Annotated in this window: 22 protein-coding genes; 20 read left to right on the forward strand and 2 right to left on the reverse strand. The window is 67.4% G+C overall.

Features of this window, described 5'->3' with window-relative positions; translation table 11 throughout:
- The first annotated feature begins 1 nt into the window (after position 1).
- Complete coding sequence (locus FV217_RS04005) at positions 2 to 781, forward strand: isocitrate lyase/phosphoenolpyruvate mutase family protein (protein ID WP_147814526.1); 780 nt, start codon at positions 2 to 4, stop codon at positions 779 to 781.
- A 47-nt stretch (positions 782 to 828) separates the two neighbouring features.
- Complete coding sequence (locus FV217_RS04010) at positions 829 to 1,758, forward strand: glutaminase (protein WP_147814528.1); 930 nt, start codon at positions 829 to 831, stop codon at positions 1,756 to 1,758.
- Between the two features lie 128 nt (positions 1,759 to 1,886).
- Here FV217_RS04010 and FV217_RS04015 read toward each other — a convergent pair whose 3' ends face one another.
- Positions 1,887 to 2,930 (reverse strand): glutamine synthetase beta-grasp domain-containing protein, encoded by a 1,044-nt coding sequence (locus FV217_RS04015; RefSeq protein ID WP_147814530.1) that lies wholly within the window; start codon positions 2,928 to 2,930, stop codon positions 1,887 to 1,889.
- Between the two features lie 492 nt (positions 2,931 to 3,422).
- Here FV217_RS04015 and glnA point away from each other — a divergent pair, with 492 nt between their 5' ends.
- From glnA to FV217_RS04075, 12 genes are all read left to right on the forward strand, one after another.
- Positions 3,423 to 4,832 carry a type I glutamate--ammonia ligase gene (gene glnA, locus FV217_RS04020; RefSeq protein WP_147814532.1) on the forward strand — a complete coding sequence of 470 codons (1,410 nt, stop codon included), beginning with the start codon at positions 3,423 to 3,425 and terminating at the stop codon, positions 4,830 to 4,832.
- A 120-nt stretch (positions 4,833 to 4,952) separates the two neighbouring features.
- Positions 4,953 to 5,531 (forward strand): NAD(P)H-dependent oxidoreductase, encoded by a 579-nt coding sequence (locus FV217_RS04025; protein ID WP_147814534.1) that lies wholly within the window; start codon positions 4,953 to 4,955, stop codon positions 5,529 to 5,531.
- A gap of 72 nt (positions 5,532 to 5,603) precedes the next feature.
- The gene (locus tag FV217_RS04030) at positions 5,604 to 5,942 is read left to right on the forward strand and encodes a hypothetical protein (RefSeq protein WP_147814536.1); all 339 of its coding nucleotides are present in this window, start codon (positions 5,604 to 5,606) and stop codon (positions 5,940 to 5,942) included.
- 135 nt (positions 5,943 to 6,077) lie between these two features.
- Positions 6,078 to 8,426: a ribonuclease R gene (gene rnr, locus FV217_RS04035; RefSeq protein WP_147814538.1), complete on the forward strand. Its 2,349-nt coding sequence runs from the start codon at positions 6,078 to 6,080 to the stop codon at positions 8,424 to 8,426.
- A gap of 108 nt (positions 8,427 to 8,534) precedes the next feature.
- Positions 8,535 to 8,945: a DUF983 domain-containing protein gene (locus FV217_RS04040; protein ID WP_147814687.1), complete on the forward strand. Its 411-nt coding sequence runs from the start codon at positions 8,535 to 8,537 to the stop codon at positions 8,943 to 8,945.
- The gene (locus FV217_RS04045) at positions 8,923 to 9,648 is read left to right on the forward strand and encodes an NUDIX domain-containing protein (RefSeq protein WP_238232256.1); all 726 of its coding nucleotides are present in this window, start codon (positions 8,923 to 8,925) and stop codon (positions 9,646 to 9,648) included. The genes FV217_RS04040 and FV217_RS04045 overlap by 23 nt, the downstream gene beginning before the upstream one ends.
- A 168-nt stretch (positions 9,649 to 9,816) precedes the next feature.
- Positions 9,817 to 11,031 (forward strand): serine hydrolase domain-containing protein, encoded by a 1,215-nt coding sequence (locus FV217_RS04050; protein WP_147814542.1) that lies wholly within the window; start codon positions 9,817 to 9,819, stop codon positions 11,029 to 11,031.
- Positions 11,032 to 11,148: 117 nt separating this feature from the next.
- Positions 11,149 to 11,637, forward strand: a complete 489-nt coding sequence (gene cynS / locus FV217_RS04055; RefSeq protein WP_147814544.1) for a cyanase — start codon at positions 11,149 to 11,151, stop codon at positions 11,635 to 11,637.
- 260 nt (positions 11,638 to 11,897) lie between these two features.
- Entirely contained in the window at positions 11,898 to 12,371 is a 474-nt protein-coding gene (msrB, locus tag FV217_RS04060) for a peptide-methionine (R)-S-oxide reductase MsrB (RefSeq protein WP_147814546.1), read from the forward strand.
- Positions 12,372 to 12,409: 38 nt separating this feature from the next.
- Entirely contained in the window at positions 12,410 to 13,150 is a 741-nt protein-coding gene (gene msrA, locus FV217_RS04065; protein ID WP_147814548.1) for a peptide-methionine (S)-S-oxide reductase MsrA, read from the forward strand.
- Between the two features lie 87 nt (positions 13,151 to 13,237).
- Positions 13,238 to 14,518, forward strand: coding sequence for a phosphoribosylamine--glycine ligase (gene purD / locus FV217_RS04070; RefSeq protein ID WP_147814550.1), 1,281 nt, complete (start codon positions 13,238 to 13,240; stop codon positions 14,516 to 14,518).
- Between the two features lie 7 nt (positions 14,519 to 14,525).
- Positions 14,526 to 14,981, forward strand: a complete 456-nt coding sequence (locus FV217_RS04075; RefSeq protein ID WP_147814552.1) for a nucleoside deaminase — start codon at positions 14,526 to 14,528, stop codon at positions 14,979 to 14,981.
- Here FV217_RS04075 and FV217_RS04080 read toward each other — a convergent pair.
- Entirely contained in the window at positions 14,978 to 15,901 is a 924-nt protein-coding gene (locus FV217_RS04080; RefSeq protein WP_147814554.1) for an alpha/beta hydrolase, read from the reverse strand. The two genes, FV217_RS04075 and FV217_RS04080, sit on opposite strands and share 4 nt — an antisense overlap.
- A gap of 216 nt (positions 15,902 to 16,117) precedes the next feature.
- Between FV217_RS04080 and FV217_RS04085 the strand changes: the two genes are divergently transcribed.
- From FV217_RS04085 to FV217_RS04110, 6 genes are all read left to right on the forward strand, one after another.
- Complete coding sequence (locus FV217_RS04085) at positions 16,118 to 18,223, forward strand: EAL domain-containing protein (RefSeq protein WP_147814556.1); 2,106 nt, start codon at positions 16,118 to 16,120, stop codon at positions 18,221 to 18,223.
- Between the two features lie 150 nt (positions 18,224 to 18,373).
- On the forward strand, positions 18,374 to 18,577 hold the full coding sequence (locus tag FV217_RS04090) for a CsbD family protein (RefSeq protein ID WP_147814558.1): 204 nt from the start codon (positions 18,374 to 18,376) through the stop codon (positions 18,575 to 18,577).
- A 73-nt stretch (positions 18,578 to 18,650) separates the two neighbouring features.
- Positions 18,651 to 18,827 (forward strand): DUF1328 domain-containing protein, encoded by a 177-nt coding sequence (locus FV217_RS04095; protein WP_147814560.1) that lies wholly within the window; start codon positions 18,651 to 18,653, stop codon positions 18,825 to 18,827.
- 179 nt (positions 18,828 to 19,006) lie between these two features.
- Complete coding sequence (locus FV217_RS04100) at positions 19,007 to 20,962, forward strand: pseudouridine synthase (protein ID WP_147814689.1); 1,956 nt, start codon at positions 19,007 to 19,009, stop codon at positions 20,960 to 20,962.
- 73 nt (positions 20,963 to 21,035) lie between these two features.
- Complete coding sequence (gene rsmD, locus FV217_RS04105; RefSeq protein ID WP_147814562.1) at positions 21,036 to 21,596, forward strand: 16S rRNA (guanine(966)-N(2))-methyltransferase RsmD; 561 nt, start codon at positions 21,036 to 21,038, stop codon at positions 21,594 to 21,596.
- A 154-nt stretch (positions 21,597 to 21,750) separates the two neighbouring features.
- The gene (locus FV217_RS04110) at positions 21,751 to 23,883 is read left to right on the forward strand and encodes a molybdopterin oxidoreductase family protein (protein WP_147814564.1); all 2,133 of its coding nucleotides are present in this window, start codon (positions 21,751 to 21,753) and stop codon (positions 23,881 to 23,883) included.
- Positions 23,884 to 23,891 lie beyond the last annotated feature (8 nt).

A 23,891-nucleotide genomic window follows, 5' to 3' on the forward strand; every position in this document is an offset into this window, starting at 1 on the left:
GATGGGTGGCCGGGCGACAGCCGCGCGCCGCGCCTTTCGGGCCTTGCACGCGCAGGGCTGTTTTGTCCTTCCGAACCCTTGGGATGTCGGTAGTCTCAGGCGGCTCGAAGAGCTCGGCTTTCCTGCGCTCGCTTCGACCAGCGCAGGCTTGGCTTGGAGCACGGGCCTCGACGACAGGGCCGTGACCCGTGACGCGGTGCTCGACCACCTCTGCACGCTCTGCGCCGCAACCGACCTGCCCGTGAACGCCGATTACGAATCCGGCTTTGCGGACGATCCCGAGAGCGTGGCCGCGAACGTCGCGCTGGCGATGGAGACGGGTGTCGCCGGGCTCTCGATCGAGGATCGCGCCGGCGACGACCTCTACGACACCACGCTGGCCGTCGAGCGTATCGCAGCGGCCCGGACAGCGATCGACGCCGTCGACCCACAGACGATCCTCGTCGGCCGCAGCGAGAGTTTCCTGGTCGGTCGGAAGGACCTCGGGCCGACCATAGACCGGCTTGTCGCCTATGCCGAGGCGGGCGCCGACTGCCTCTACGCACCCGGTTTTTCGGACCCGGACGGCATCCGCGCCATCGTGCAGGCCGTCGCGCCGAGATCCGTCAACGTGCTGCTGACCGCCCCGTCGATGCGCGTGGCCGACCTCGCTGCGCTCGGCGTGCGCCGGATCAGCACCGGCAGCCGCCTCGCCTTCGCCGCCTGGGCCGGCTTCGACGCTGCGGCACGGATGCTGCTGGAGGACGGCGCATTGCCGCCCGCGAGCTTCACGGGCACCTGATCACCCTTCGGTTCGCTCTCCCTCGAAACCCGACCGCGAGTCTTCTCCTGCCGAACCTCAACGACGTCGTGAGCGAGATCGCCGAGGAGATGCGGCAGCGGCCGGATCGCGGCGACGTCGCCACCTACATTCCCGAACTCGCCCGCGCCGACCGACAAGCCTTCGGCATCGCCGTGATCGACAATGCCGGCCAAATCGCAGCCGCCGGCGATTGCGAAACGCTGTTTTCGGCGCAGAGCATCACCAAGGTGTTCACGCTGACCCTGGCGCTCGGCATGGTCGGCGACAGGCTCTGGCGGCGGGTCGGCCGTGAGCCCTCCGGCAACCCGTTCAACTCCATCGTCCAGCTGGAGCTGGAAAAGGGCGTGCCGCGCAATCCCTTCATCAATGCCGGCGCCATCGCCGTCACCGACGTGATCCTGTCCGGGCACCAGCCGCGCGAAGCGCTGGGCGAGATCCTGCGCTTCATGCGCGAACTGGCCGAAGATCCGACGATCGCGATCGACGAGGCCGTGGCGGCCTCCGAGAAGCGCACGGGCTTCCGCAACGTCGCGCTCGCCAATTTCATGAAGTCCTACGGCGTGTTGGACAATCCGGTGGACTTCACCCTCGGCGTGTATTTTCACCACTGCGCCATCGCGATGTCGTGCCGGCAGCTCGCCATGGCCGGGCGCTACCTCGCACACGAAGGACGCAACCCCGCGACCGGCTTTCTGGTGATCTCGCCGGAGCGGGCCCGCCGCATCAACGCGATCATGCTGACCTGCGGCCACTACGATGGCTCGGGAGAGTTCGCCTACCGGGTCGGCCTGCCGGGCAAGAGCGGCGTCGGCGGCGGCATTCTCGCCATCGCGCCGGGAAAAGCCTCGATCGCGGTGTGGTCGCCGGGGCTCGACGCGGCCGGCAACTCGCATCTCGGGCGGATAGCACTGGAGACGCTGACCAAGCGCATGGGCTGGTCGATCTTCGGGGATTGATCGACCCGCGTCATTCCGGGATCCGCTGCGTGGCCTCGAAATGACGGTGAGGAATCGATAACCGAAACGAAAAGCGGCGCGGAACCATTTGGTCCGCGCCGCCGGGCTCGTCGATCTTATCGCAAAAGTTAGGCTGCGGCCTCGCTCATCGAAGCTTCCATCTGCACTGAGGCGATGGTCTTCAGGATCTGCGAGGCGATCTGGTAGGGGTCCCCCTGGCTGTTGGGGCGACGATCTTCCAGGTAGCCCTTGTAGCCGTTGTTCGCGAAGGAATGCGGCACGCGGATCGAGGCGCCGCGGTCGGCGATGCCGTAGCTGAACTGGTCGATCGCCGCAGTCTCGTGCTTGCCGGTCAGGCGCATGTGGTTGTCGGGGCCGTAGACCGCGATGTGGTCGGCGATGTTGTCCTTGAAGGCCGCCATCAGCTTCTCGAAGTACTCTTTGCCGCCGACCGTCCGAAGGTGCTCGGTCGAGAAGTTGGCGTGCATGCCCGAGCCGTTCCAATCGGTGTCGCCGAGCGGCTTGCAGTGATACTCGACGTCGATCTCGTACTTCTCGCAGAGGCGCTGCAGCAGGTAGCGGGCGACCCACATCTCGTCGGCAGCCTTTTTGGAGCCCTTGCCGAAGATCTGGAATTCCCACTGGCCCTTGGCCACTTCGGCGTTGATGCCCTCGTGGTTGATGCCGGCGTCGAGGCAGAGGTCGAGATGCTCTTCGACGATCTGGCGCGCGAGGGAGCCGACGTTCGAGTAGCCGGCGCCGCAATAATACGGACCCTGCGGGGCCGGGTAGCCGGCGGCGGGGAAGCCGAGGGGGCGGCCGTCCTTGTAGAAGAAGTATTCCTGCTCGAAGCCGAACCAGGTGTTGTCGTCGTCGATGATGGTGGCGCGCTTGTTGGTGGCGTGCGGTGTCTGGCCGTCCGGCATCATCACTTCGCACATCACCAGGATGCCGTTCTTGCGCGTCGAGTCGGGGAAGTGGCGCACGGGCTTCAGCATGCAGTCGGAGCTACCGCCCTCGGCCTGCTTGGTCGACGAGCCGTCGAAACCCCACATCGGGAGCTGCTCGAGCGTCGGGAAGCTGTCGAATTCCTTGATCTGCGTCTTGCCACGCAGGTTCGGCGTCGGCGTGTAGCCGTCGAGCCATAGATACTCGAGCTTGTATTTTGTCATCCCTGCATTCTCTCGTTCGCCGATCAGGCTCGGTCTGAGGACATCCGGGCGCCACCGGGTCGTCTGCCGACGAGCGCAGGCTTGCATGATGCGTGCCAGCGCATTCTGCCCGACGGGCTGCTTTGCTGGCGCGCGAACGGGCATCCGGTGCCCGGAAAAAGCACGGGCTTACTCCGGTCGGTACCGGCCATAGAACGAATTACCCCGCAGAATGCCTCAAAAAGCGGCACAATCCCCGGTGCGCATGTCTGGCAACGCGTGCGCTCGGGGGATATCAGTGCCCCCGGCCAACGTGCGTGACGGGAGGGCGCACGGGACCAGGGTCCGTCCGGCACGCTCGCGCGTCTGGTACACGAGGACCCGTCCGAGCCCCATCGTCGCGAACGTTCCGGCGAGACCGGCCGCCCGACGCGGCCGTGAAACGGAATGATCCCTCGAACGGGGTGGCCACGCTCCCTTGCCTACGCTCCCTGCCCGAGGAGAACGCCGACGATGAAGAACGCAGCCGAAGTCCTGAAGGCGATCAAGGACAACGACGTCAAATACGTCGACCTCCGCTTCACCGATCCGCGGGGCAAGTGGCAGCACGTCACCTTCGACGTCTCGCTCGTCGACGACGAGCTGTTTTCCGAAGGCACGATGTTCGACGGCTCCTCGATCGCCGGTTGGAAGGCGATCAACGAATCCGACATGCTGCTGATGCCCGACCCGGTCACGGCGTGCATGGACCCGTTCTTCTCGGCCTCGACCATGTCGATCGTCTGCGACGTGCTCGAGCCCTCCACCGGCGCGCCCTATTCACGCGACCCGCGCTCGACCGCCAAGCTCGCCGAGGCCTTCCTGAAGTCGACCGGCATCGGCGACACGATCTTCGTCGGCCCCGAGGCCGAGTTCTTCGTGTTCGACGACGTGAAGTTCGGCTCGGACCCCTACAAGACCGGCTTCGAGCTTGATTCGACCGAGCTGCCGTCGAACGGCTTCACCGATTACGAGGGCGGCAACCTCGGCCACCGTATCCAGACCAAGGGCGGCTACTTCCCGGTGCCCCCGCAGGATTCGGCGCAGGACATGCGCGGCGAGATGCTGGCCGCGATGCAGTCCATGGGCGTCAAGGTCGAGAAGCACCACCACGAGGTGGCCTCCGCGCAGCACGAACTCGGCATGAAGTTCGACACGCTGACGCTGCTCGCCGACCACATGCAGATCTACAAGTACGCGATCCACAACGTGGCCCAGAGCTACGGCAAGACCGCGACCTTCATGCCGAAGCCCGTCTACGGCGACAACGGCTCGGGCATGCACGTGCACCAGTCGATCTGGAAGGACGGCAAGCCGCTCTTCGCCGGCAACAAGTACGCCGACCTCAGCCAGGAATGCCTCTGGTACATCGGCGGCATCATCAAGCACGCCAAGGCGCTCAACGCCTTCACCAATCCGTCCACCAACTCCTACAAGCGCCTCGTGCCGGGCTACGAGGCTCCCGTGCTGCTCGCCTACTCGGCGCGCAACCGCTCGGCCTCCTGCCGCATCCCGTGGACGACGAACCCGAAGGCCAAGCGCGTCGAGGTCCGCTTCCCAGACCCGATGGCGAACCCCTACCTTGCCTTCTCGGCCCTGCTGATGGCCGGCCTCGACGGCATCATCAACAAGATCGATCCGGGCCCGGCCATGGACAAGGACCTCTACGATCTGCCGCCGAAGGAGCTGAAGAAGATCCCGACGGTGTGCGGCTCGCTGCGCGAAGCCCTGCAGAACCTCGACAAGGACCGCGCCTTCCTCAAGGCCGGCGGCGTGTTCTCGGACGACCAGATCGACTCGTTCATCGAGCTGAAGATGCAGGAGGTCATGCGCTACGAGATGACCCCGCACCCGGTCGAGTTCACGATGTACTACTCGCTCTGAGACTCTTCGGAGTTTTCGGGACGATCGGGGGCCGGAGCGATCCGGCCCCTTTTTCGTTTCTGCTGTCGGAAAGACGGCGGGAGACTATCCTCCCCTATGTCGCCAAATTCGGAGCCCGCCATGAGCCTCGTCGTCCCCGTCATCCTCGGCTCGGTCCGCTCCGACCGACTGGGCATCCGCGCGGCGCACTTTCTCGTGGCGCAATTGGAAGCCCGTGGTTTCGAGGCGCCTCTGGTAGACCCGGCCGAACTGAAGCTCCCGCTGCTCGACCGGATGTACAAGGAATACCCGAAGGGCGAGGCGCCCAAGGTCCTCGAGGACCTCGCGACGCTCTATCGCCGCGCCGACGCCTTCGTGGTCGTGTCGGCCGAGTACAACCACTCGATCCCGCCGGCCCTCTCGAACACCCTCGATCACTTCCTCGAAGAGTACTTTTGGCGGCCCTCGGGCATCGTCTGCTACTCGGCCGGCCAGTACGGCGGCGTTCGCGCGGCGATGCAGCTCCGCGCGATGATGGCCGAGCTCGGTGCGCCGAGCATTCCCTCCCTGCTGCCGATCCCGCGCATTCACAAGGCGCTGAGCGAGGCCGGCGAGCCGGCCGAGGACTGGCTCGGCAAGGCGGCCAAGAAGTTCGTCGACGAACTGGCCTGGTATGCCGAGGCACTGAAGGCGAAGCGCGCCGAGGGCACGCCGTACTGATGCCGCCGCCCTGGTGGCACCCCACTTGCCACGGCCCGACCGGGACCGGACGAACACGGATCGGGATTGTGGATGAACGAGAGCGTCGAGCGGGTCAGCGCGTGTCTGGCCGACCTCGTCAGGGCGGCGCTGGTGTCGGATGATCGGCGCAGCCTCGAATTCCGGGATGCCGCAAGGAAAGGTCTAGCCGCCTTGACGGCCGACCCGCCGGATCCGGGCTCGGTCCGGATCGACGGCGCCTGGACCTTCGGCATCCGCGCCGCCGAGTCGCCGGAGATGGCGGCTGAGGAGGGGCGGGTGAACCTCACCCTGCCGCAGGACAGCCCATTCACGCTCGCCGAACTCGTCGATCCGGCCTTCGACGTCGATGCGGCCGTCGAGCGCATCGCCAACTCGGCCTCGACCGGCTGATCCCCAGCCCTGGACGGCAAAGGCGTTGCCGCGGGGCGGCGGCAAGCCCATGTTCCCGGCATCGGTCTGACGGCCGGCCCTTTTTCCAATTCAGTGCGCTGGCCCCCAAGGCCCGGTGCAGCGAGCCCTTTTTCTTTGACCAGACGCATCACACCCGCACCGGCCACCGGCGCCCTCCCCTCGCGCGAGACGATCGTCGCGTTCATCGCGGATTCCACCGAAAAGGTCGGCAAGCGCGAGATCGCCAAGGCCTTCGATATCAAGGGGTCCGACCGGATCGAATTGAAGCGCATCCTCAAGGAGATCGAGGAGGACGGTGCGATCGAGCGCGGACGTGGCGGGTTCAGCAAGGCCGGCCGCCTGCCCCCTGTCGTGCTCGCCGACATCTTTTCGCGGGATCGCGATGGCGAACTCCTGGCCCGCCCGGCGCAGTGGGAGGCCAAGGATGGCGAGGCTCCGCGCATCATCGTTCAGATGCCCCGCGGCGGCCGCAAATCCGACCGCCCCGCCCCCGGAATCGGCGATCGCGCGTTGATCCGCGTCGAGCCGGATGGCGACACGCCGGGCCGGTACACCGGCCGCATCGTCAAGGTGATCGGCAAGAACAAGTCCGAGGTCATCGGCATCTATCGCGCCGGTCGTGATGGCGGGCGCTTGGTCCCTGTTGAGAAGCGCTCGCAGGGTCGCGAGATCGCGATTCCGCCGGGCGAAGAGGGCGAGGCGCGCGACGGCGACCTCGTCAGCGTGTCGCTGGAGAGCGAGACCCGCTTCGGCCTGCCGAAGGGCCGTGTGCGCCAGCGGCTCGGCTCGCTCGGCTCCGAGAAGGCGGTGAGCCTGATCGCCCTGCACCTCCACAACATTCCGCATGTCTTCGCCAAGGATACGCAAGCCGAGGCCGATGCGGTGAAGGAGGTCGGCCTGAAGGGCCGCGAGGATTGGCGCGATCAACCGCTGATCACCATCGATCCGCCCGACGCCAAGGATCACGACGACGCCGTGATGGCGGAGCCGGACCCCGATCCGAAGAACGCGGGCGGCTTCATCGTCACCGTCGCGATCGCTGACGTGGCCGCCTATGTCCGGCCCGGCAGCGCCCTCGACCGCGAGGCGCTGATGCGCGGCAACTCGGTCTATTTCCCCGACCGGGTCGTGCCGATGCTGCCCGAGCGCATCTCGAACGATCTCTGCTCCCTACGCGAGAACGAGGACCGGCCGGCGCTCGCCGTGCGCATGGTCGTCGCCGCCGACGGCACAAAGCGCCGCCACACCTTCCACCGCGTGATGATGCGCTCGCGCGCCAAGCTCGCCTACGCCCAGGCCCAGGCTGCCATCGACGGCCGTCCCGACGAGACGACGACGCCGCTCCTGGAGCCTGTGCTGCGCCCGCTCTACGCCGCCTACGAGGCCCTGAAGCAGGCGCGCGACGCCCGTGGCCCGCTGGCGCTCGATCTCCCCGAGCGCAAGGTGCTGCTGGGGCCGGACGGCTCGGTCGACCGGGTAATCGTGCCGGAGCGGCTCGAAGCGCACCGGCTCATCGAAGAGTTCATGATCCAGGCGAACGTCGCCGCCGCCGAGACGCTGGAAGCCGCGAAGTCGCCGCTGATCTATCGCGTCCACGACGAGCCGGCGCTGGAAAAGCTGCGGGCGCTCGGTGAGGTGCTCGCTTCCATCGGAATCAAGCTGCCGAAGGACGGGGTCCTCAAGCCGGCTCTGTTCAATCGCATTCTCGGCACGGTCGCCGAGACCGAGCACGCGATCTTCATCAACGAGGTCATCCTGCGCACCCAGGCGCAGGCGATCTATTCGAGCCAGAATCTCGGGCACTTCGGGCTGAACCTGCGCCGCTACGCGCATTTCACCTCCCCGATCCGGCGTTACGCCGACCTCATCGTGCACCGTGCGCTGATCACGGCCGGCCGGCTCGGTTCGGACGGCCTGCCCTCAGACACCACCGTCGGCATGCTCGACGCCGTCGGCGAGCAGATTTCGGCAGCCGAGCGCCGCGCCATGGCGGCCGAGCGCGAGACCATCGACCGCCTCATCGCGCATCACCTCGCCGACCGGATCGGCGCGACCTTCACGGGGCGCATCTCCGGCGTCACCCGCGCCGGGATATTCGTGAAGCTCGCCGAAACCGGGGCGGACGGCTTCGTCCCGGCCTCGACCATTGGCGCCGACTTCTACCGCCACGATGAGACCCGCCACGCGCTCGTCGGCGACCGCACTGGCGAGACGTTTCGCTTGGGAGACACCGTCGAGGTCAAGCTCGTCGAGGCCGCGGCCGTTGCCGGTGCGCTGCGCTTCGAGATTCTGTCCGATGGGCGGGCCGGTTCCGGTCGGCCGGGGGCGGGCGGACGCCCGAAGTTCCACAAGGCGAAGTCGCCGAAGACCAGCTACGGCCCGCCCGGCACGGCCTCGAAGCGCGGCAAGCCCCCGGCCGCCGGTCGCAACACACCCAACCGCAAGCGCGGGTCGCGCGGCTGAGGGGCGTGGTGTAGGACATCGGCCATGCCGCTCGAAACGAAGCACGAGATCGATCCGCCGCCGGCCGCCGTCCCCGACGCGGTCGTACGGACCAAACTGATCCCGGCCATGGCGCTCGGCTTCGTCTGCCGCTGCCCGCATTGCGGCGAGGGGCGGATCTTCGGCCGATTTCTCAAGGCGAAGCCCGCTTGCGAGGCCTGCGGGCTTTCGCTCGAAGGCCACCGCGCCGACGACCTGCCGCCCTACCTCGTGATCTTCATCGTTGGGCACATCGTCGGTTACCTGATCCTGAAGATCGAGATGGGCTACGACCTGCCGCTCTGGGTCTCGGCGACCCTCTGGCCCGGGCTGACGCTTGGGTTGGCGCTCGGGCTGCTCCAGCCCGTGAAGGGCGCTGTGATCGGGCTGCAATACGCCATGCGCATGCACGGCTTCGACACCTCTCTTCCCTCGCGGCCCGGAGCCGAGGAGACGCGCGTTGGACCAGCCGACACCGCTGCCGGCATCGGCCGCGTCTGAGACGCGGAGCCGCGCGGCTCCGGCTCTGCGCCCGCGCGATGCCGCGACGCTGATCCTCGTCGATCGCGCGAAGAAGAAGCCGCGCGTGCTGATGGGCCGGCGCCATGCCGGCCTTGCCTTCATGGGCGGCAAGTTCGTGTTTCCCGGCGGGCGGGTCGAGCCCTCCGATCGCAGGATGATCGTCGCGGGCGCACTGCCCCAGCGCAGCGAGGACGCCCTCGACGCCCGCCTCGTCCGCGCTTCCCCGATGCTCGGCCGCTCGCTAGCGCTCGCCGCCATCCGCGAGACCTACGAGGAGACCGGGCTGATGGTCGGGTCGCGTGATTACGGGCCGCCGGAGCGCGCACCCGAGGGGGCTTGGCAGGCCTTCGCCGAGGAGGGCGTATTTCCGGATCTCGAAGCCCTGCATCTGCTCGCCCGCGCCATCACGCCGCCGGGCCGTCCGCGCCGCTTCGACACCCGCTTCTTCGTCGCCGACCGCACGGCGGTGGCTGCCGAGCGCCCCGGCATCGTCGGGCCGGATGCCGAGCTCACCGAGATCGCCTGGGTCGGTCTCGACGAGGCCCGCAAGCTCGACCTGCCCCGTATCACCCGCTTGGTGCTCGACGATCTGGAGGCCGCGGCAGCCCTCGACTTCAAGCCGTTCCGCGCGATCCCGTTCTACTTCGAGCGGTATGGAAAGGGGTTGCGGGAATTGCTGTGATGGGGTTTGCGACCCTCAACACAGCACCCTCGTCATTCCGGGGTCGCCGCAGGCGAGAACCCGGAACCCACGACTGGCCGCAGCGTGTCGGGTGGGTTCCGGGTTCCGCTTCGCGGCCCCGGAATGACGTGGAGGGTTTCAGTTCGGCGCGAGGGTAGCTTTTAAACCATGACCGACACGGATCCCCGCGACCTCGGCCTCTGCCCGGACCGCCTCGAGCGCATCGACGCCTGGATGCGGCGCTACGTGGACGAGGGCAAACTTGCCGGCCTGTCGGTGCATTTCGCACGACGCGGCAAGACGGGATTCGCGCGCGCTCACGGCAAGGCCGACATCGCCCGCGACCGGCGCTTCGACACGGAGACCATCGTCCGCATCTATTCGATGACCAAGCCGCTGACCTCGGTGGCGGTGATGATGCTCTACGAGGAAGGCCGCTTCCAGCTCGACGATCCGCTGAGCCGCTTCCTGCCGGACTTCGCCGAGATGCGCGTCGCGGTAGGCGGCAACCGGGTCAAGTTGGAGACCGTGCCGGCTCTACGGCCGATCACGATCCGCGACCTCCTCACCCACACGTCCGGCCTGACCTACGGCTTCATGGAGGCGACGCTGGTCGATGCGCTCTACCGGGTGCACGGCATCGACTTCCAGACCTCGGAGCATTCCCTTGCCGATCTGGTCGCCCGGGTGGCGAAGCAGCCGCTGCTCGCGCAGCCCGGCGCGGAGTGGAACTATTCGGTCGCCACCGACGTCCTCGGCCACCTCGTTGCCGTCGTCTCCGGCCTGCCGTTCTCGGAGTTCCTGCGCGAGCGCGTGCTGAAGCCGCTCGGCATGCACGACACCGATTTCTTCGTGGCCGAGGACAAGCGGGAGCGCTTCGCCGCCAACTACGCCTTCGATCGCACCGGCCAGCTCAAGGTCTACGACGATTCCGAGGGCAGCCGATTTCTCAGCCCCCGACCCGTGACCTCCGGTGGCGGCGGGCTCACGGGCACGGCGCCGGACTACTTGCGCTTCTGCCGCTTCATCCTGAACCGGGGCGAACTCGACGGTGTGCGCCTGCTCGGCCGCAAGACCGTCGAACTGATGATCGCCAACCACCTGCCCGGCGACATGGCCGCGATGGGGCAGCCTCGCTTTTCGGAATCCGCCTATACCGGCATCGGCTTCGGGCTCGGCTTCTCGGTGATGCTCGATCCGGCCAAGGCGCAGATCGTCGGCACGCCGGGCGAGGTCGCCTGGGGCGGCCTCGCCAGCACCTCGTTCTGGATCGACCCGGCCGAGGATCTCGCCGTGGTCCTCTTCGCCCAGCTCATCCCCTCCTCCGCCTTGCCGATCCGGCGCGAATTGCGGGTGCTGACCTACGCGGCTCTCGTCGACTGACGCCCACCTCGCGGGTGCTCGTGGCGAAAACCTTGCATGCAGGCCGGCGTTCCGCCCGCGTCGGCGGACGATGGAGGCGGTCGTAGAACCGCCGGACATTCAGGCAAGAGACAGAGCATGAAGCGCGAAGACCTCACGGAAAAGCTCCTCGACATCAAGCGTGAGAAGGGCTGGACCTGGAAGCACATCCAGGCCGAGATCGGCGGGATCTCGCCGATCCTGATCACGGCCGCCTGCATGGGCCAGATGAAGCTGCCGAAGGCTCAGGCGAAGAAAGCCGCCGAGCTGTTCGGCCTCTCGGAATCCGAGGAGCGGATGCTGAACGAGGCGCCCTATCGCGGCTCGATCCCGCAGATGCCGCCGACCGACCCGCTGATCTACCGCTTCTACGAACTGGTGATGGTCTACGGCACCACTTGGAAGGAGCTGATCCAGGAGGATTTCGGCGACGGCATCATGTCGGCGATCGACTTCAACATGACCATGGAGCGCGAGCCCAACAACAAGGGCGACCGGGTCAAGATGAACCTCTCGGGCAAATTCCTGCCGTACAAGTACTACGACAACGAGGACGGCGTGCCGGAATACGGCTTCAAGGAGAGCTGAGGCCTCCACTCACACCCTCGTCATTCCGGGTTTCGCTCCGCGGCCCCGGAGTGACGACGGGGGTCGAGTGTGCCCTGCGACGGGTTGCCTCCGCCGACCGCCTTCTCTCGATACCCTCCGACGATTACCCTCCGCACCGTCCCGGCCCACGAGCCCGGGACGGTGCGTCGCAGGCGTTCGAACGCCCAAGCTGAAACGTAACCGGCGCGCGAACCGTACGAATGGGGAGATGATCCATCCCCGTTTCGGGAGAAGCGCCCATGAACCGCCGCCAGACCCTGTTTGCCGGAGCCTCGCTCGCCGGATTGCTGTCGGGCCTGAAGCTGTCCCATCCCGCACTCGCCGCCTTCGAGGTCGTGAAGAGCGACGAGGAGTGGCGCAAGCAGCTCGACCCGGTCGCCTATAACGTCCTCCGCAAACAGGGCACCGAGCGTGCCGGCACCAGCCCCCTCGACCGTGAGAAGCGGACGGGCACCTTCGCCTGCGCCGGCTGCGACCAGCCGCTGTTCTCCTCGCAGACCAAGTTCGAGAGCGGAACCGGCTGGCCGAGCTTCTACCAGCCGATGGCCGGCGCCGTCGGCGAGAGCACCGATCGGGCCTACGGCATGGCTCGCACTGAGGTGCATTGCAGCCGCTGCGGCGGCCATCTCGGCCACGTCTTCAACGACGGCCCCAAGCCGACCGGCCTGCGCTACTGCATGAACGGCGCGGCCTTGAACTTCCGGGCGGCTTGAGCCGCCTCTTCCTTGTTCAGACACGCACGGAGGTCCCGATGACCCTGTCCAAGTTCTTCAAATCTGCCGCCGTCGCCTGGCCGCTCGCCCTTGGGACGACCGCCGGTCTCGGCCTGCTCGCAACGCTCTCGCTGCCGCAGGGCGTCGCGTTTGCCGAAGAGGCCGGCCAGCGCGTGCCGGAGGCGGCCGCCAGATCCAGCGAGACTCCCGGCAAGCTGCGCACGGCGACGGTCGCCGGGGGCTGTTTCTGGGGCGTCCAGGGCGTGTTCCAGCACGTGAAGGGCGTGACGCAGGCGGTGTCGGGCTATGCCGGCGGCAGCCGCGAGACAGCCAACTACACCGCCGTCGGACGTGGCCGCACCGGCCATGCCGAGGCCGTCAAGATCACCTACGATCCGTCGGTGATCCGCTACGACGAACTGCTGCAGATCTACTTCTCGGTCGCCCTCGACCCGACGGAGGTGAACCGCCAGGGTCCCGATTCCGGCACGCAGTACCGCACCGCGATCTTCCCGGCGGATCCCGAGCAGGCCAAGGTCGCCAAGGACTACATCGCCCAGCTCGACGCGGCGAAGGTCTATGGCCGTCCGATCGCAACGAAGATCGAGCCCGGCGCGGCCTTCTATCCGGCCGAGGACTACCACCAGGACTACATGGCCTTGAACCCGGACGCCGGATACATCGTCGCGAACGACGCGCCGAAGCTGCGCGATCTGCAGCGCTACTTTCCGGAGCGCTCCAACGCCGAACCGGTCCTCGTCGGCAAGCCGAAGGCATAACGCTCAGGTCAGTCCAGCCGTGGACGGATGCCCGTCCCGGTGCAATCGCCCTTTGCCCCGCCCGCCGTTTTCGGTGATGGGTGGGGCATGAACATCCTGCTCATCGGATCCGGCGGGCGCGAGCACGCGCTCGCCTGGGCGATCTCCAAGTCCCCGCTCTGCGACCGCCTGTTCAGCGCCCCGGGCAATCCCGGCACGGCGCAGCACGGGTCGAACTTGCCCGACCTGAACGTCGCCGATCACGCGTCGGTTGTCGCGTTCTGCCAATCCGAAAAGATCGGTCTCGTGGTGGTGGGGCCTGAGGTGCCGCTGGTCGCCGGGCTCGTTGACGACCTCACGGCTGCCGGCATCCGCGCTTTCGGCCCGACCAGGGCCGCCGCTCAGCTGGAGGGTTCCAAGGGCTTCACCAAGGAACTCTGCGCCGAGTACGACATCCCCACTGCCGCCTTTGCCCGCTTCACCGAGGTCGACGCCGCCCTCGCGTACCTTCGCGAAAAGGGTGCGCCGATCGTGGTCAAGGCCGACGGCCTCGCCGCCGGCAAGGGCGTCGTCGTCGCCGAGAGTCTTCGTGAAGCGGAGGCCGCAATCCGCGCCATCCTCGACGTGCCCGGAGCCGCCCTCGTCATCGAGGAATGCCTGTTCGGCGAGGAAGCCAGCTTCTTCGCGCTCTGCGACGGCACCCGCGCCATCCCCGTCGGCACCGCCCAGGATCACAAACGCGTCTTCGACGGCGACCGCGGTCCGAACACCGGCGGCATGGGTGCCTACTCGCCGGCGACGGTCCTCACGCTTGCGCTCGAAGCCGAGGTGATGGAGCGCATCATCGGCCCGACCCTGCGCGGCATGGCCGAGCGCGGCACGCCCTTCACCGGCATCCTCTATGCCGGGCTCATGCTGACGGCCGATGGTCCGAAGCTCATCGAGTACAACACCCGCTTCGGCGACCCGGAGGCGCAGGTGCTGATGCCGCGCCTCGCCGCGGATCTCGTGCCGGCGCTGATCGCGGCCTGCGATGGCGATCTGTCCAACGTTTCCCTCCCCTTCGACGAGAGCCGTGCCGCGCTGACCGTGGTGATGGCGGCGGCCGGCTATCCCGGCACGGTGGTGCGCGGCTCGCAGATCCGCGGCGTCTCGGAGGCACAGGCCGACGACGTCATCGTCTTTCACGCCGGAACCCGCAGCGAGAACGACGGACTCTACGCCGATGGCGGCCGCGTGCTCGCCGTGACGGCCGTCGGCCCCAGCATTCGAGAGGCGCAGGCCCGCGCCTATGCCGCCGTCGGCCGGATCGACTGGCCCGAGGGCTTTTGTCGGAGCGACATCGGCTACCGTGCGGTGAGCCGCGAGGCGGAGAACGCCGACAACTGAGGGTGCCGTGAGCCTCGACCCGCTCAGTCTCGCCTTCGACGCCGCGCGAGAAGCGGCAGCCCTCGGCGAAGTGCCCGTCGGCGCGGCGGTCGTCCGCGACGGTGTCGTGCTGGCCGTCGCCGGCAACCGCCCCCGAACGCTTCACGATCCGACGGCCCACGCCGAGATCCTGGCGATCCGCGCCGCCTGTGCCGCCATCGGCGACGAACGGCTCGTCGGCTGCGATCTCTATGTGACGCTGGAGCCTTGTGCGATGTGCGCCGGCGCCATCTCCTTCGCCCGCATCCGCCGGCTCTATTATGGGGCCGCCGATCCAAAGGGCGGCGGCGTCGAGCATGGCCCGCGCGTCTTCAACCAGCCGACCTGCCATCACGCGCCTGAAGTCTATGGCGGTTTTCGCGAAGCCGAGGCCGCCACCCTCCTCAGGGCCTTCTTCCAGGCCCGGCGGGTCGACGGCGGTTAAACCCGGAAGAACGCCGTGAGCGCAGCGAGCGTTTCGGTAGGGTTTTCCTCGGCCAAAAAATGCCCGCTGGCGATGGTGCGGCCCGTCGCCCCCGGCGCGAAGGTTCGTCGCCACACGGCGAGCGCACTTTCCGGCTTGTCCTTGTCGAGGTAGTCGCTGCTCGCGAGAACGAGGACGGGCATCGGCAGCGTCTTCCCGTCTGTGAGATCGGCCTGGTCCGCAGCGCGATCAGGTCCGTCGGGGCCTCCGGCGCGATAGTCCTCGCACATGGCATGGATGCGTTCAGGCACGTTCCAGCCCTGCCGGTAGAGTTCCAGCGCCGCCGGTGCGAAGGCCGAGAGGTCGTGCGTGCCCGTCCACTCCCGCAGCAGGCCTTCGAAATATGCGTCCGGATCGCCGCCGATCACGCGTTCCGGCTCCGGTGCGGGCTTCGCCAGGAACGGCCAGTGCGGATTCGTCTCCGGGCTTGCGGCGATGCGCTCCCACTGGATCGCCGTCGGCACGATATCGAGGAGCGCCAGCCGCTCGATCCTTCCGGGTTCATCGAGGGCAAGGCGATAGGCGACGCGCGCGCCACGGTCGTGGCCGGCCAGGGCGAACCGGACATGGCCGATCCGCTCCATCACGTCGGCGATCTCGCGGCCCATCGTCCGCTTGGCATAGGCCGAATGGTCCGCTGCACTGCCGGGCGCATCGGACCAGCCGTAACCCTTGAGGTCCAGGCAGATCACCCGATGGTGCGTCGCAAGAGCCGGAGCGATGCGATGCCACATCGCGTGCGTCTGAGGGAATCCGTGCAGCAGGAGCAGGGCCGGCGCGTCAGCCGGACCTCCCGCACGGGCGAACCAGCGGCCGGTCGGCGTGCCTATCCACAGCGCTTCGAAGCCGGGAAAGAGATTTTCAGCGTTGTCTTCGATCATCCGTTGCTGTCCTGGCCTCCCGGTCGAGAGTAACCGCGACGTGGCTTTTCGGCTCCCCTCAGTGATCCCGTGCCTCTGTGATATCAGTCAGTGACGACGGCTATCGGCGTACGGAAACCCTATTCCGATCACTTCTCGGGCAATCTGCCTATTACTTCGGCATGAACATTTCTTAACGCTTGCCGTGGAGATTCAGTCATCTCCCGCGGTATTCCCATGCCATTGCACGCACTCGAAGAAGTCGCTCAGATCTCCGCCGACTGGCTCTGGGAAACCGACCTGGCCGGGCGGTTCACCCACATGTCCGCCGAGGCCGAGCGCTTCATGGGCCTGCCCGCTTCCGCCCTGATCGGCCACACCCGTGAGGCTTATGCCGCCAATGACGGAGTGGGCGGCGACGAGGTCTATGGCCTTCGCGACGTTGCCGATGCGATGGCCGCGCACCAGCCCTTTCGTGACCGGATCTATGTCTTCCGGCATCCGGACGGCGCGCCCCGTTGGTTCGAGATCAGCGGGCGTCCACGCTTTGCTCCCGATGGAAGCTTCCTCGGCTATCGCGGCGTCGGCAGCGACGTCAGCGACCAGCATCGGACCCGTTCGGCGCTCGCGACGGCCCTCTCGGCGCTCCAGGGGGCCAACGCTCAGCTCGTCGAGCAGAACCGGCTCTTCGATGCGGCGCTCGAAAACATGACCCAGGGCCTCTGCATGTTCGATGCGGAGAGCCGCCTCGTCGTGTGGAATCATCGCTACCTGGAGATCTTCAAACTCAAGGAAGCCGCGCTGACTCCCGGCATGAGCCAGCGGCAGATCATCGAGATCCTCGTCGCGCTCAATCGCTACAAGAGCGGCGCGACCGTCGATTCCGTGAGCGAGGGCACCCGGACATCGTTGACCGCGGATGCCACCAAGTCGGTCCTTCGCGAGCTTGCCGACGGACGCGTGGTCGCGGCGACCCACCGGATCATGGCCGGTGGCGGATGGGTCGCGACCTTCGAGGACGTGACGGAGCGTCGCCGCAACGAGGCACGCATCATCCATATGGCGCGTCACGATGCGCTCACCGACCTGCCGAACCGCTCGGCCCTGCGCGAGATCGGCGCCGAGATGGTAACCGAGACGGGCGACGGCCTGACTCTCGCCGTGCTCTGCCTCGATCTCGACCGCTTCAAGCCCGTCAACGACAGCTACGGCCACGCGCTCGGCGACGGGCTCCTGCGGGCCGTGGCCGATCGGCTGCGCAGTCACGTCCGCGGTCACGACGTGGTCGCTCGGCTCGGCGGCGACGAGTTCACGGTGCTTCACCGCGTGGCCGACACGGCCGGCGCCGTCACCTTGGCCCAGCGCCTCATCGGCGTGATCAGCGCACCCTACGAGCTCAACGGCTTCAACATCGAGATCGGCATGAGCGTCGGGATCGCACTCGCCGATGGCGAAGGCCGCGACATCGAGCGGCTGCTCAAGGACGCCGACATGGCGCTCTACGAGGCCAAGGCGGCGGGCCGCGGCACCTATTGCCTGTTCGAGTCCCAGATGGACGAGACGGCGCGGGAACGCACCGTCATGGAGCGCGAACTGCGTGAGGCCCTCGCCTACGGCCGGTTCGAACTGCACTACCAGCCGCTCGTCGATCTCGACAAGAACCGGATCAAGGGTGTTGAAGCTCTGGTGCGCTGGCGGCACCCGGAGCGGGGACTCATCAGCCCCGGCGTGTTCATTCCGCTTGCCGAAGAAACCGGCCTGATCGTGCCGCTCGGCGATTGGGTGCTGAACCAGGCCTGTCGCGACGCTGCCACGCTGCCGGACGACATCAGCGTCGCGGTCAACGTCTCCGCGCTGCAATTGCGCAACCGCAACTTCGCGCAGGGCGTCCTGATGGCGCTCGCCGCCAGCGGTCTCAAGGCGACGCGGCTCGAACTCGAGATCACCGAAAGCGTGCTGCTCGACGATACGGAGTCGAATCTCGAAACCTTGCACACCCTGCGGCGGCTGGGCGTACGCATCTCCATGGACGATTTCGGAACGGGCTATTCCAGCATCAGCTACCTGCGGCGTTTCCCGTTCGACAAGATCAAGATCGACCGGTCGTTCGTGCGGGATTCCGTCGGGCGCTCGGATGCCGGCGCGATCATCCGTGCCATCGTCGGCCTGGGCACCAGCCTCGGCATCACCACGCTGGTCGAGGGAGTCGAGACGGAGGCGCAACTGGCCACCGTGCGCGCCGAGGGAGCTCAGGAGATCCAGGGCTATCTGTTCAGTCCGCCGCGGCCGTTGAACGAGATCAGCGAGATGCTCTATCTCGCCAAGACACGGTCGGCAGCCTGAAGCCGAGGCGGGCGATCTCTCTCGACCGGAGGCGCAGCGAGCCGTCGCATGGTAGGAGAACCGTATGTTAATCGGCGGAACATTGCGGCTCCGAGCGCCGTTCCTTTCCCGAAGACGGCACCGCCGTTGGAGAAGGGAAGAGACTTCGCCATGAGCAGCACGGTCGACAAGATCAAGGGTCTCGGCAACGAGGCCGCCGGCAACGTCAAGCAGGGCATTGGTAAGGCTACCGACAACGAGAAGCTTCAGGCCGAAGGCAAGGCCCAAGAGCTCAAGGGCGAGGCGCAGAAGACGGTTGGCGACGCCAAGGACGCGGTCAAGGACGGCGCGGACGCAGTGAAGCGCAAACTCTAGGGAAAATTGCCGGAGAGGCGGAACGATTTCGCAGCTTGGCCATTAGGTTCCCGAAGGACTGCAGGAGACCACCATGCTTGGTTGGGCCGTCACGTTTCTCGTCGTCGCGTTGATCGCTGCAGTCCTGGGGTTCGGCGGTGTCGCCGGCACGGCCATGGAAGCGGCCAAGATCATCTGCTTCGTGGCGGTCGCACTGTTTCTGATCTCGGCGGTAGTGGGCGCTGTGCGCGGACGCGCACCGCGACTCTGATCCGATTCGGATAGTGAAGGGCGGCTTCGGCCGCCTTTTTCGTGACTTTGCCCGTCTCTGCTCCCATGCATCCGTAACATCGCCGGCGTGCCGTTGGCCGGCGAACAGGCGCCTCGCAACGGGCGACGCGCTCTGTTATGGCATCGACCATGAACGACACTCCCGATGACGAAACCCGCATGGCGGAAGCCCCGCGCGGCGATGATGTGATTCCTGCGACCCCCGAGGTGCTTTCTGCAACTCCGGAGGGTGAACGCATCGCGAAGGCGATCGCCCGAGCCGGTGTTGCTTCGCGCCGCGATGTCGAGGCGATGATCGAGGCTGGGCGCGTCACCCTGAACGGGAAAATCCTGGCTTCGCCGGCGATCAACGTGACGGAATCCGATCGCATCACCGTTGATGGCGAGCCGTTGCCGGTCCGCGAGCGCACCCGCCTCTGGATCTTGCATAAGCCGCGCGGCGTGGTGACGACCGCGCGCGATCCCGAGGGCCGTCAGACGGTTTTCGATGTCGTTCCCGAGGAATTGCCACGCGTCGTCGCGATCGGCCGGCTCGACATCAATACCGAAGGTCTGCTGCTGCTGACCAACGACGGCGGTCTCGCCAAGGTCATCGCCCATCCCGATACCGGTTGGCTGCGCAAGTACCGAGTGCGGGCCTTCGGCGAGATCACGCAGGTGGAACTCGACAAGCTCCGCAAGGGCGTCACCATCGACGGCATGGAATATGGCCCCGTCGAGGCGCATCTCGACCGGGCGCAGGGTGACAACATCTGGCTGACGCTGGGTCTGCGCGAAGGCAAGAATCGCGAGGTCAAGCGGATCCTCGAACATCTCGGACTGTCCGTGAACCGGCTGATCCGCCTCTCGTTCGGCCCCTTCCAGCTTGGTGATCTCGAGGTCGGCCTCGTCGAGGAAATCCGCACCAAGGTGCTCAAGGAGCAGCTCGGCAAAACCCTCTCCGAGCAGGCCGGCGTCGATTTCGAGAGCCCGACGCGCGAGCCGATCGCTCCTTTCGGCAAGCCGAAGAAGCCAGCAGCGGCCTCTGCCGAGCGGGCAGGCTCCCAGGGCCAGAAGGCCCCGCGCGAGGGCGGACGTTCGCGCGAGCCGAGCTACGGCCGGCCGAGCTTCGACCGCCAGGGCCGCGATCCGTCGCGGCCGGCCCGTCCTGCGGCACCCGCCCGTGTGCCGACCGGCGGCATGAGCGCAGGCCCGCGCGAGTCGATCTGGCGTGCCGACGACAATGTCGAGAAGCCGCACGGCACCAAGATTCCGCGCCGCGGCGCCGATCCCAAAGCCTCGCGAGCCGCAGCGGCCGAGCGTGGCCGCGAGCGCGTCGGCGCGATCCAGACGGCTGGCGACCGCCGCGTCCTGGTGGAGCGTCTGCAGCCGAGCCCCGAGGTTCCGGCGCCCGAGCCGCATCGCCGGACCCGTTTCCGCACGCAGGAGGAGCGCCCGCAGCGTTCCGGAGACGACCGCGCCCCACGTGCCGATGCGCGTCCGCGCCGGCAGGATGGCGACGCGCCGCCCCGGCGCGAGAATTTCGAGGATCGCGGCGAGCGCCGTGGCCCGCCGCGGGACCGCCCACAGGGCGGCGAACGCTCGGGTGGTTTTCGTGGCGAAGAGCGTCCGCGCTCCTTCGGCGGCGGTCGCGACCGTCCCGAGGGCGGGGCCAACCGTAGCGAAGAGCGTCCGCGCTCCTTCGGTGGTGGCCGTGATCGTCCCGAGGGTGGGGCTGGTCGTAGCGAACGCCCGGGCGGATTCCGGGGTGATCGCCCCGTCGGCGACCGCGGCGGCTTCAAGGGCGGCGAAGGCCGGCCCGGACCCGGTGGGCGGTCCGATCGCCCTGCCGGTGGCGGCTTCCGGGCGGACAAGCCTGCTGGCGGACGCCCCGGCGCCGGTCGCAGCTTCAAGCCCGGCGGTGATCGCCCGGGCGGGTTCCGCAGCGACCGTCCCGGTGGCGGTGACCGTCCAGGTGGGTTCCGCAGCGATCGACCCGGCGGCGGCGGCTTTAAGGCCGGCGCTGGCCGTCCCGGTGGCGGCTTCAAGGGCGGAAAGCCCGGCGGGCGTCCGGGTGGTTTCGGCGGCAAGCCGGATTCCCGCGGCGGTGGTCGTCCGCCCCGTGCGGGGAAATGATCCCGAAGGGACGACTGCCCGTTTCGACGGGCGGTGAGTTCATGGCCCCTATGATCGGCACTTCTGCGAACCGATGAGGATTGTCGGGGGAGAATTGCGCGGGCGCGCGCTGCGCGGCCCGCGCACCGACGCGATCCGGCCGACCTCGGACCGGCTGCGCGAGGCGCTGTTCAACGTGCTCGTCCATGCCTACGGCGATGCCGTCGAAGGCGCCCGCGTCCTCGACCTGTTCGCGGGCACCGGTGCCCTCAGCATCGAGGCACTCTCGCGTGGCGCGGCCTACGCGCTGCTGGTCGACGAGGGCGCGGAAGCCCGCGGGCTCATTCGCGAAAACATCGAGGCGTTGGGGCTCGAGGGCACCACCCGCCTCTACCGGCGCGACGCGACGAAGCTCGGGCTGGCCCAGGCGATCGGCCGGTTCTCGCTGGTCTTCTGCGATCCGCCCTACGGCCGCGACCTCGCTCCGAAGGCGCTCGTCTCCGCCGCAGAGGGCGGCTGGCTGGAGCAGGACGCCCTCGTCCTCGTCGAGGAATCGGCTGCGGTGTCCCTGGTCCTGCCGCCGGGTTTTTCGGCGTTAGAACGGCGCGACTACGGCGAGACGGCCGTGACGTTTCTTCGCTACGCGGCCGGCTGAAACGGGACGTTCGACGACCGGATCGGCGCCTTGCCTCGCGATGCCGGGGTTGGGCGAGACCCCGTTCTTAGAATTATAATTGACTTAAAAGCGCGCCCGCGAAATCCTCCCGGCACAAAAGCGCCTCAAGGCGCCTGCCGGGAGAGACACGCCGATGCCTGCCACGCAAACCACCAAGCTCGGCGCCTGTCCGCACGACTGCCCCGACACCTGCTCGATGATCTACACGATCGAGGAGGGCCGGCTGATCCACGTTAAGGGCAATCCGGACCATCCGATGACCCGCGGCGCGCTGTGCGGCAAGATCAACGACTTCGAGCGGCATCACTACAATCCCGACCGGGTGCTCTACCCGATGCGCCGCTCCGGCCCGAAGGGCTCGGGCCAGTTCACCCGCATCAGCTGGACCGAGGCTCTGGACGAGATCCACGCCCGCTTCAGCGAGGTCCGCGATACCCACGGCCGCGAGGCGATCCTCCCTTACAACTACCTCGGCAACGAGGGCGTGGTGCAGGGCCTCACCGTCGGCGACGCGTTCTTCAACAAGCTCGGCGCGAGCGTCGCGGAGAAGACCTTCTGCGGCTCCGGCTCGTGCACGGCCTGGCTGCTCACCGTCGGGCCGACCAACGGCCTCGATCCGATGAGCTTCACCCAGTCGAAGTACATCATCATTTGGGGCTGCAACTCGATTTCCACCAACATCCACCACTGGCACGTGGTGAAGGAAGCGCAGCGCGCCGGTGCCAAGGTGGTGGTGATCGACCCCTACCGCTCGCGCACGGCAAAGGAAGCCGACTGGCACATCATGCCGAAGCCCGGCACAGACGGCGCGCTGGCGATGTCGCTGATCCACTGCATCATCAACGGCAACCTGATCGATTCCGAATATGTCGAGCAATACACGGTCGGGTTCGACCAGCTGAAGGAGCGGGCAGAGCCCTTTACGCCCGAATACGCGGAAAAAATCTGCGGTGTGCCGGCGGCGGACATCCGCATGCTGGCGCACGAATACGCGACGACTCGCAACGCTGCGATCCGGCCGGGCGTGGCCGTCGAACGCAGTGCCGGCGGTGCGCAGGCCTTGCGCGCGATCTTCTCGCTGCCGGCTCTCACCGGGGCCTGGAAGGACCCCGGCGGCGGCGTCTACCAGATGCCGCTCTGGGAATTCCCGGTGCACTGGGACCGCGTCTGCCGGCCGGACTGGATCCCGCAGGGCACCCGCGCCGTGAACGTGCTGAAGCTCGGCGCGGTGCTGAACGGCGAGGCCGGACTCAGCCCCGGTATCCACGCGTTGATGGTCTACAACGCCAACCCGGTCTCGAACTCGACCGAGACCGCCGCCATCAAGAAGGGCCTCGCCCGCGAAGACCTGTTCACGGTCGTGAGCGAGCATTTCGTCACCGACACGGCCCGCTATGCCGACATCCTGCTGCCGGCCACGATGGCGGCCGAGCACGACGACATGATGTTCTCGTGGGGGCACTTCTTTTTCACGCTGAACCAGAAGGCGATCGAGCCGCCCGGCGAAACCGTCTCCAACGCCGAGCTGTTTCGGCGTCTCGCCAAGCGCTTCGGCTTCGACGACCCGCAATTCTCCATGAGCGAGACCGAGCTGATGGAGTGGTATCTCGACTGGGACAGCCCCAAGATGGCCGGCGCCAGCATGGAGCACTTCCGCGAGCAGGGCTGGTACCGCCTGAACATCGGCGATGCCGAAACTCGCACGCCGCATGCCGAGGGTAACTTCCCGACGCCGTCCGGCAAGTGCGAGTTTTTCTCGCAAGGAGCGCTCGATAACGGCAACTTCGTCGCCCCGCCCTTCCGGCAGATGTACGAGGCCGAACAGGGCGGCGAGGCCCTCGACCCCCTGCCCGGCTATGTGCCGGCCAACGAGCGGCCCGAGACGAACGGGGCGCTCGCCGCACGCTTCCCGCTCAACATCGTCTCGCCGAAGAGCCACGGCTTCCTCAACTCGCAATACGCGAACGAGGCCCACAAGATCGCCCGCCAGGGCGAGCAGGCAATCCTGATCAATCCATCCGACGCTTCGGGCCGGCAGATCACCGAGGGCGCGCTGGTGCGCGTCTTCAACGAACGCGGCACCTTCCATGGGCAGGCCCAGGTGACCGAGGACGTACCGCCGGGCCTCGTCGTGGCCTCGCTGGGGTACTGGCACTCGCTGAACCGGGACGGCGCGGTGAACGTGGTCTCGTCCTCGAAGTACGGTGGCATGGGCCACTCGCCGACCTTCAGCGACAACCTCGTGGAGGTCGGACTCGCGGTTTAGCGAATTGA

The organism is Methylobacterium sp. WL9 (genome assembly GCF_008040035.1).
GTDB classification, from domain to species: domain Bacteria; phylum Pseudomonadota; class Alphaproteobacteria; order Rhizobiales; family Beijerinckiaceae; genus Methylobacterium; species Methylobacterium thuringiense.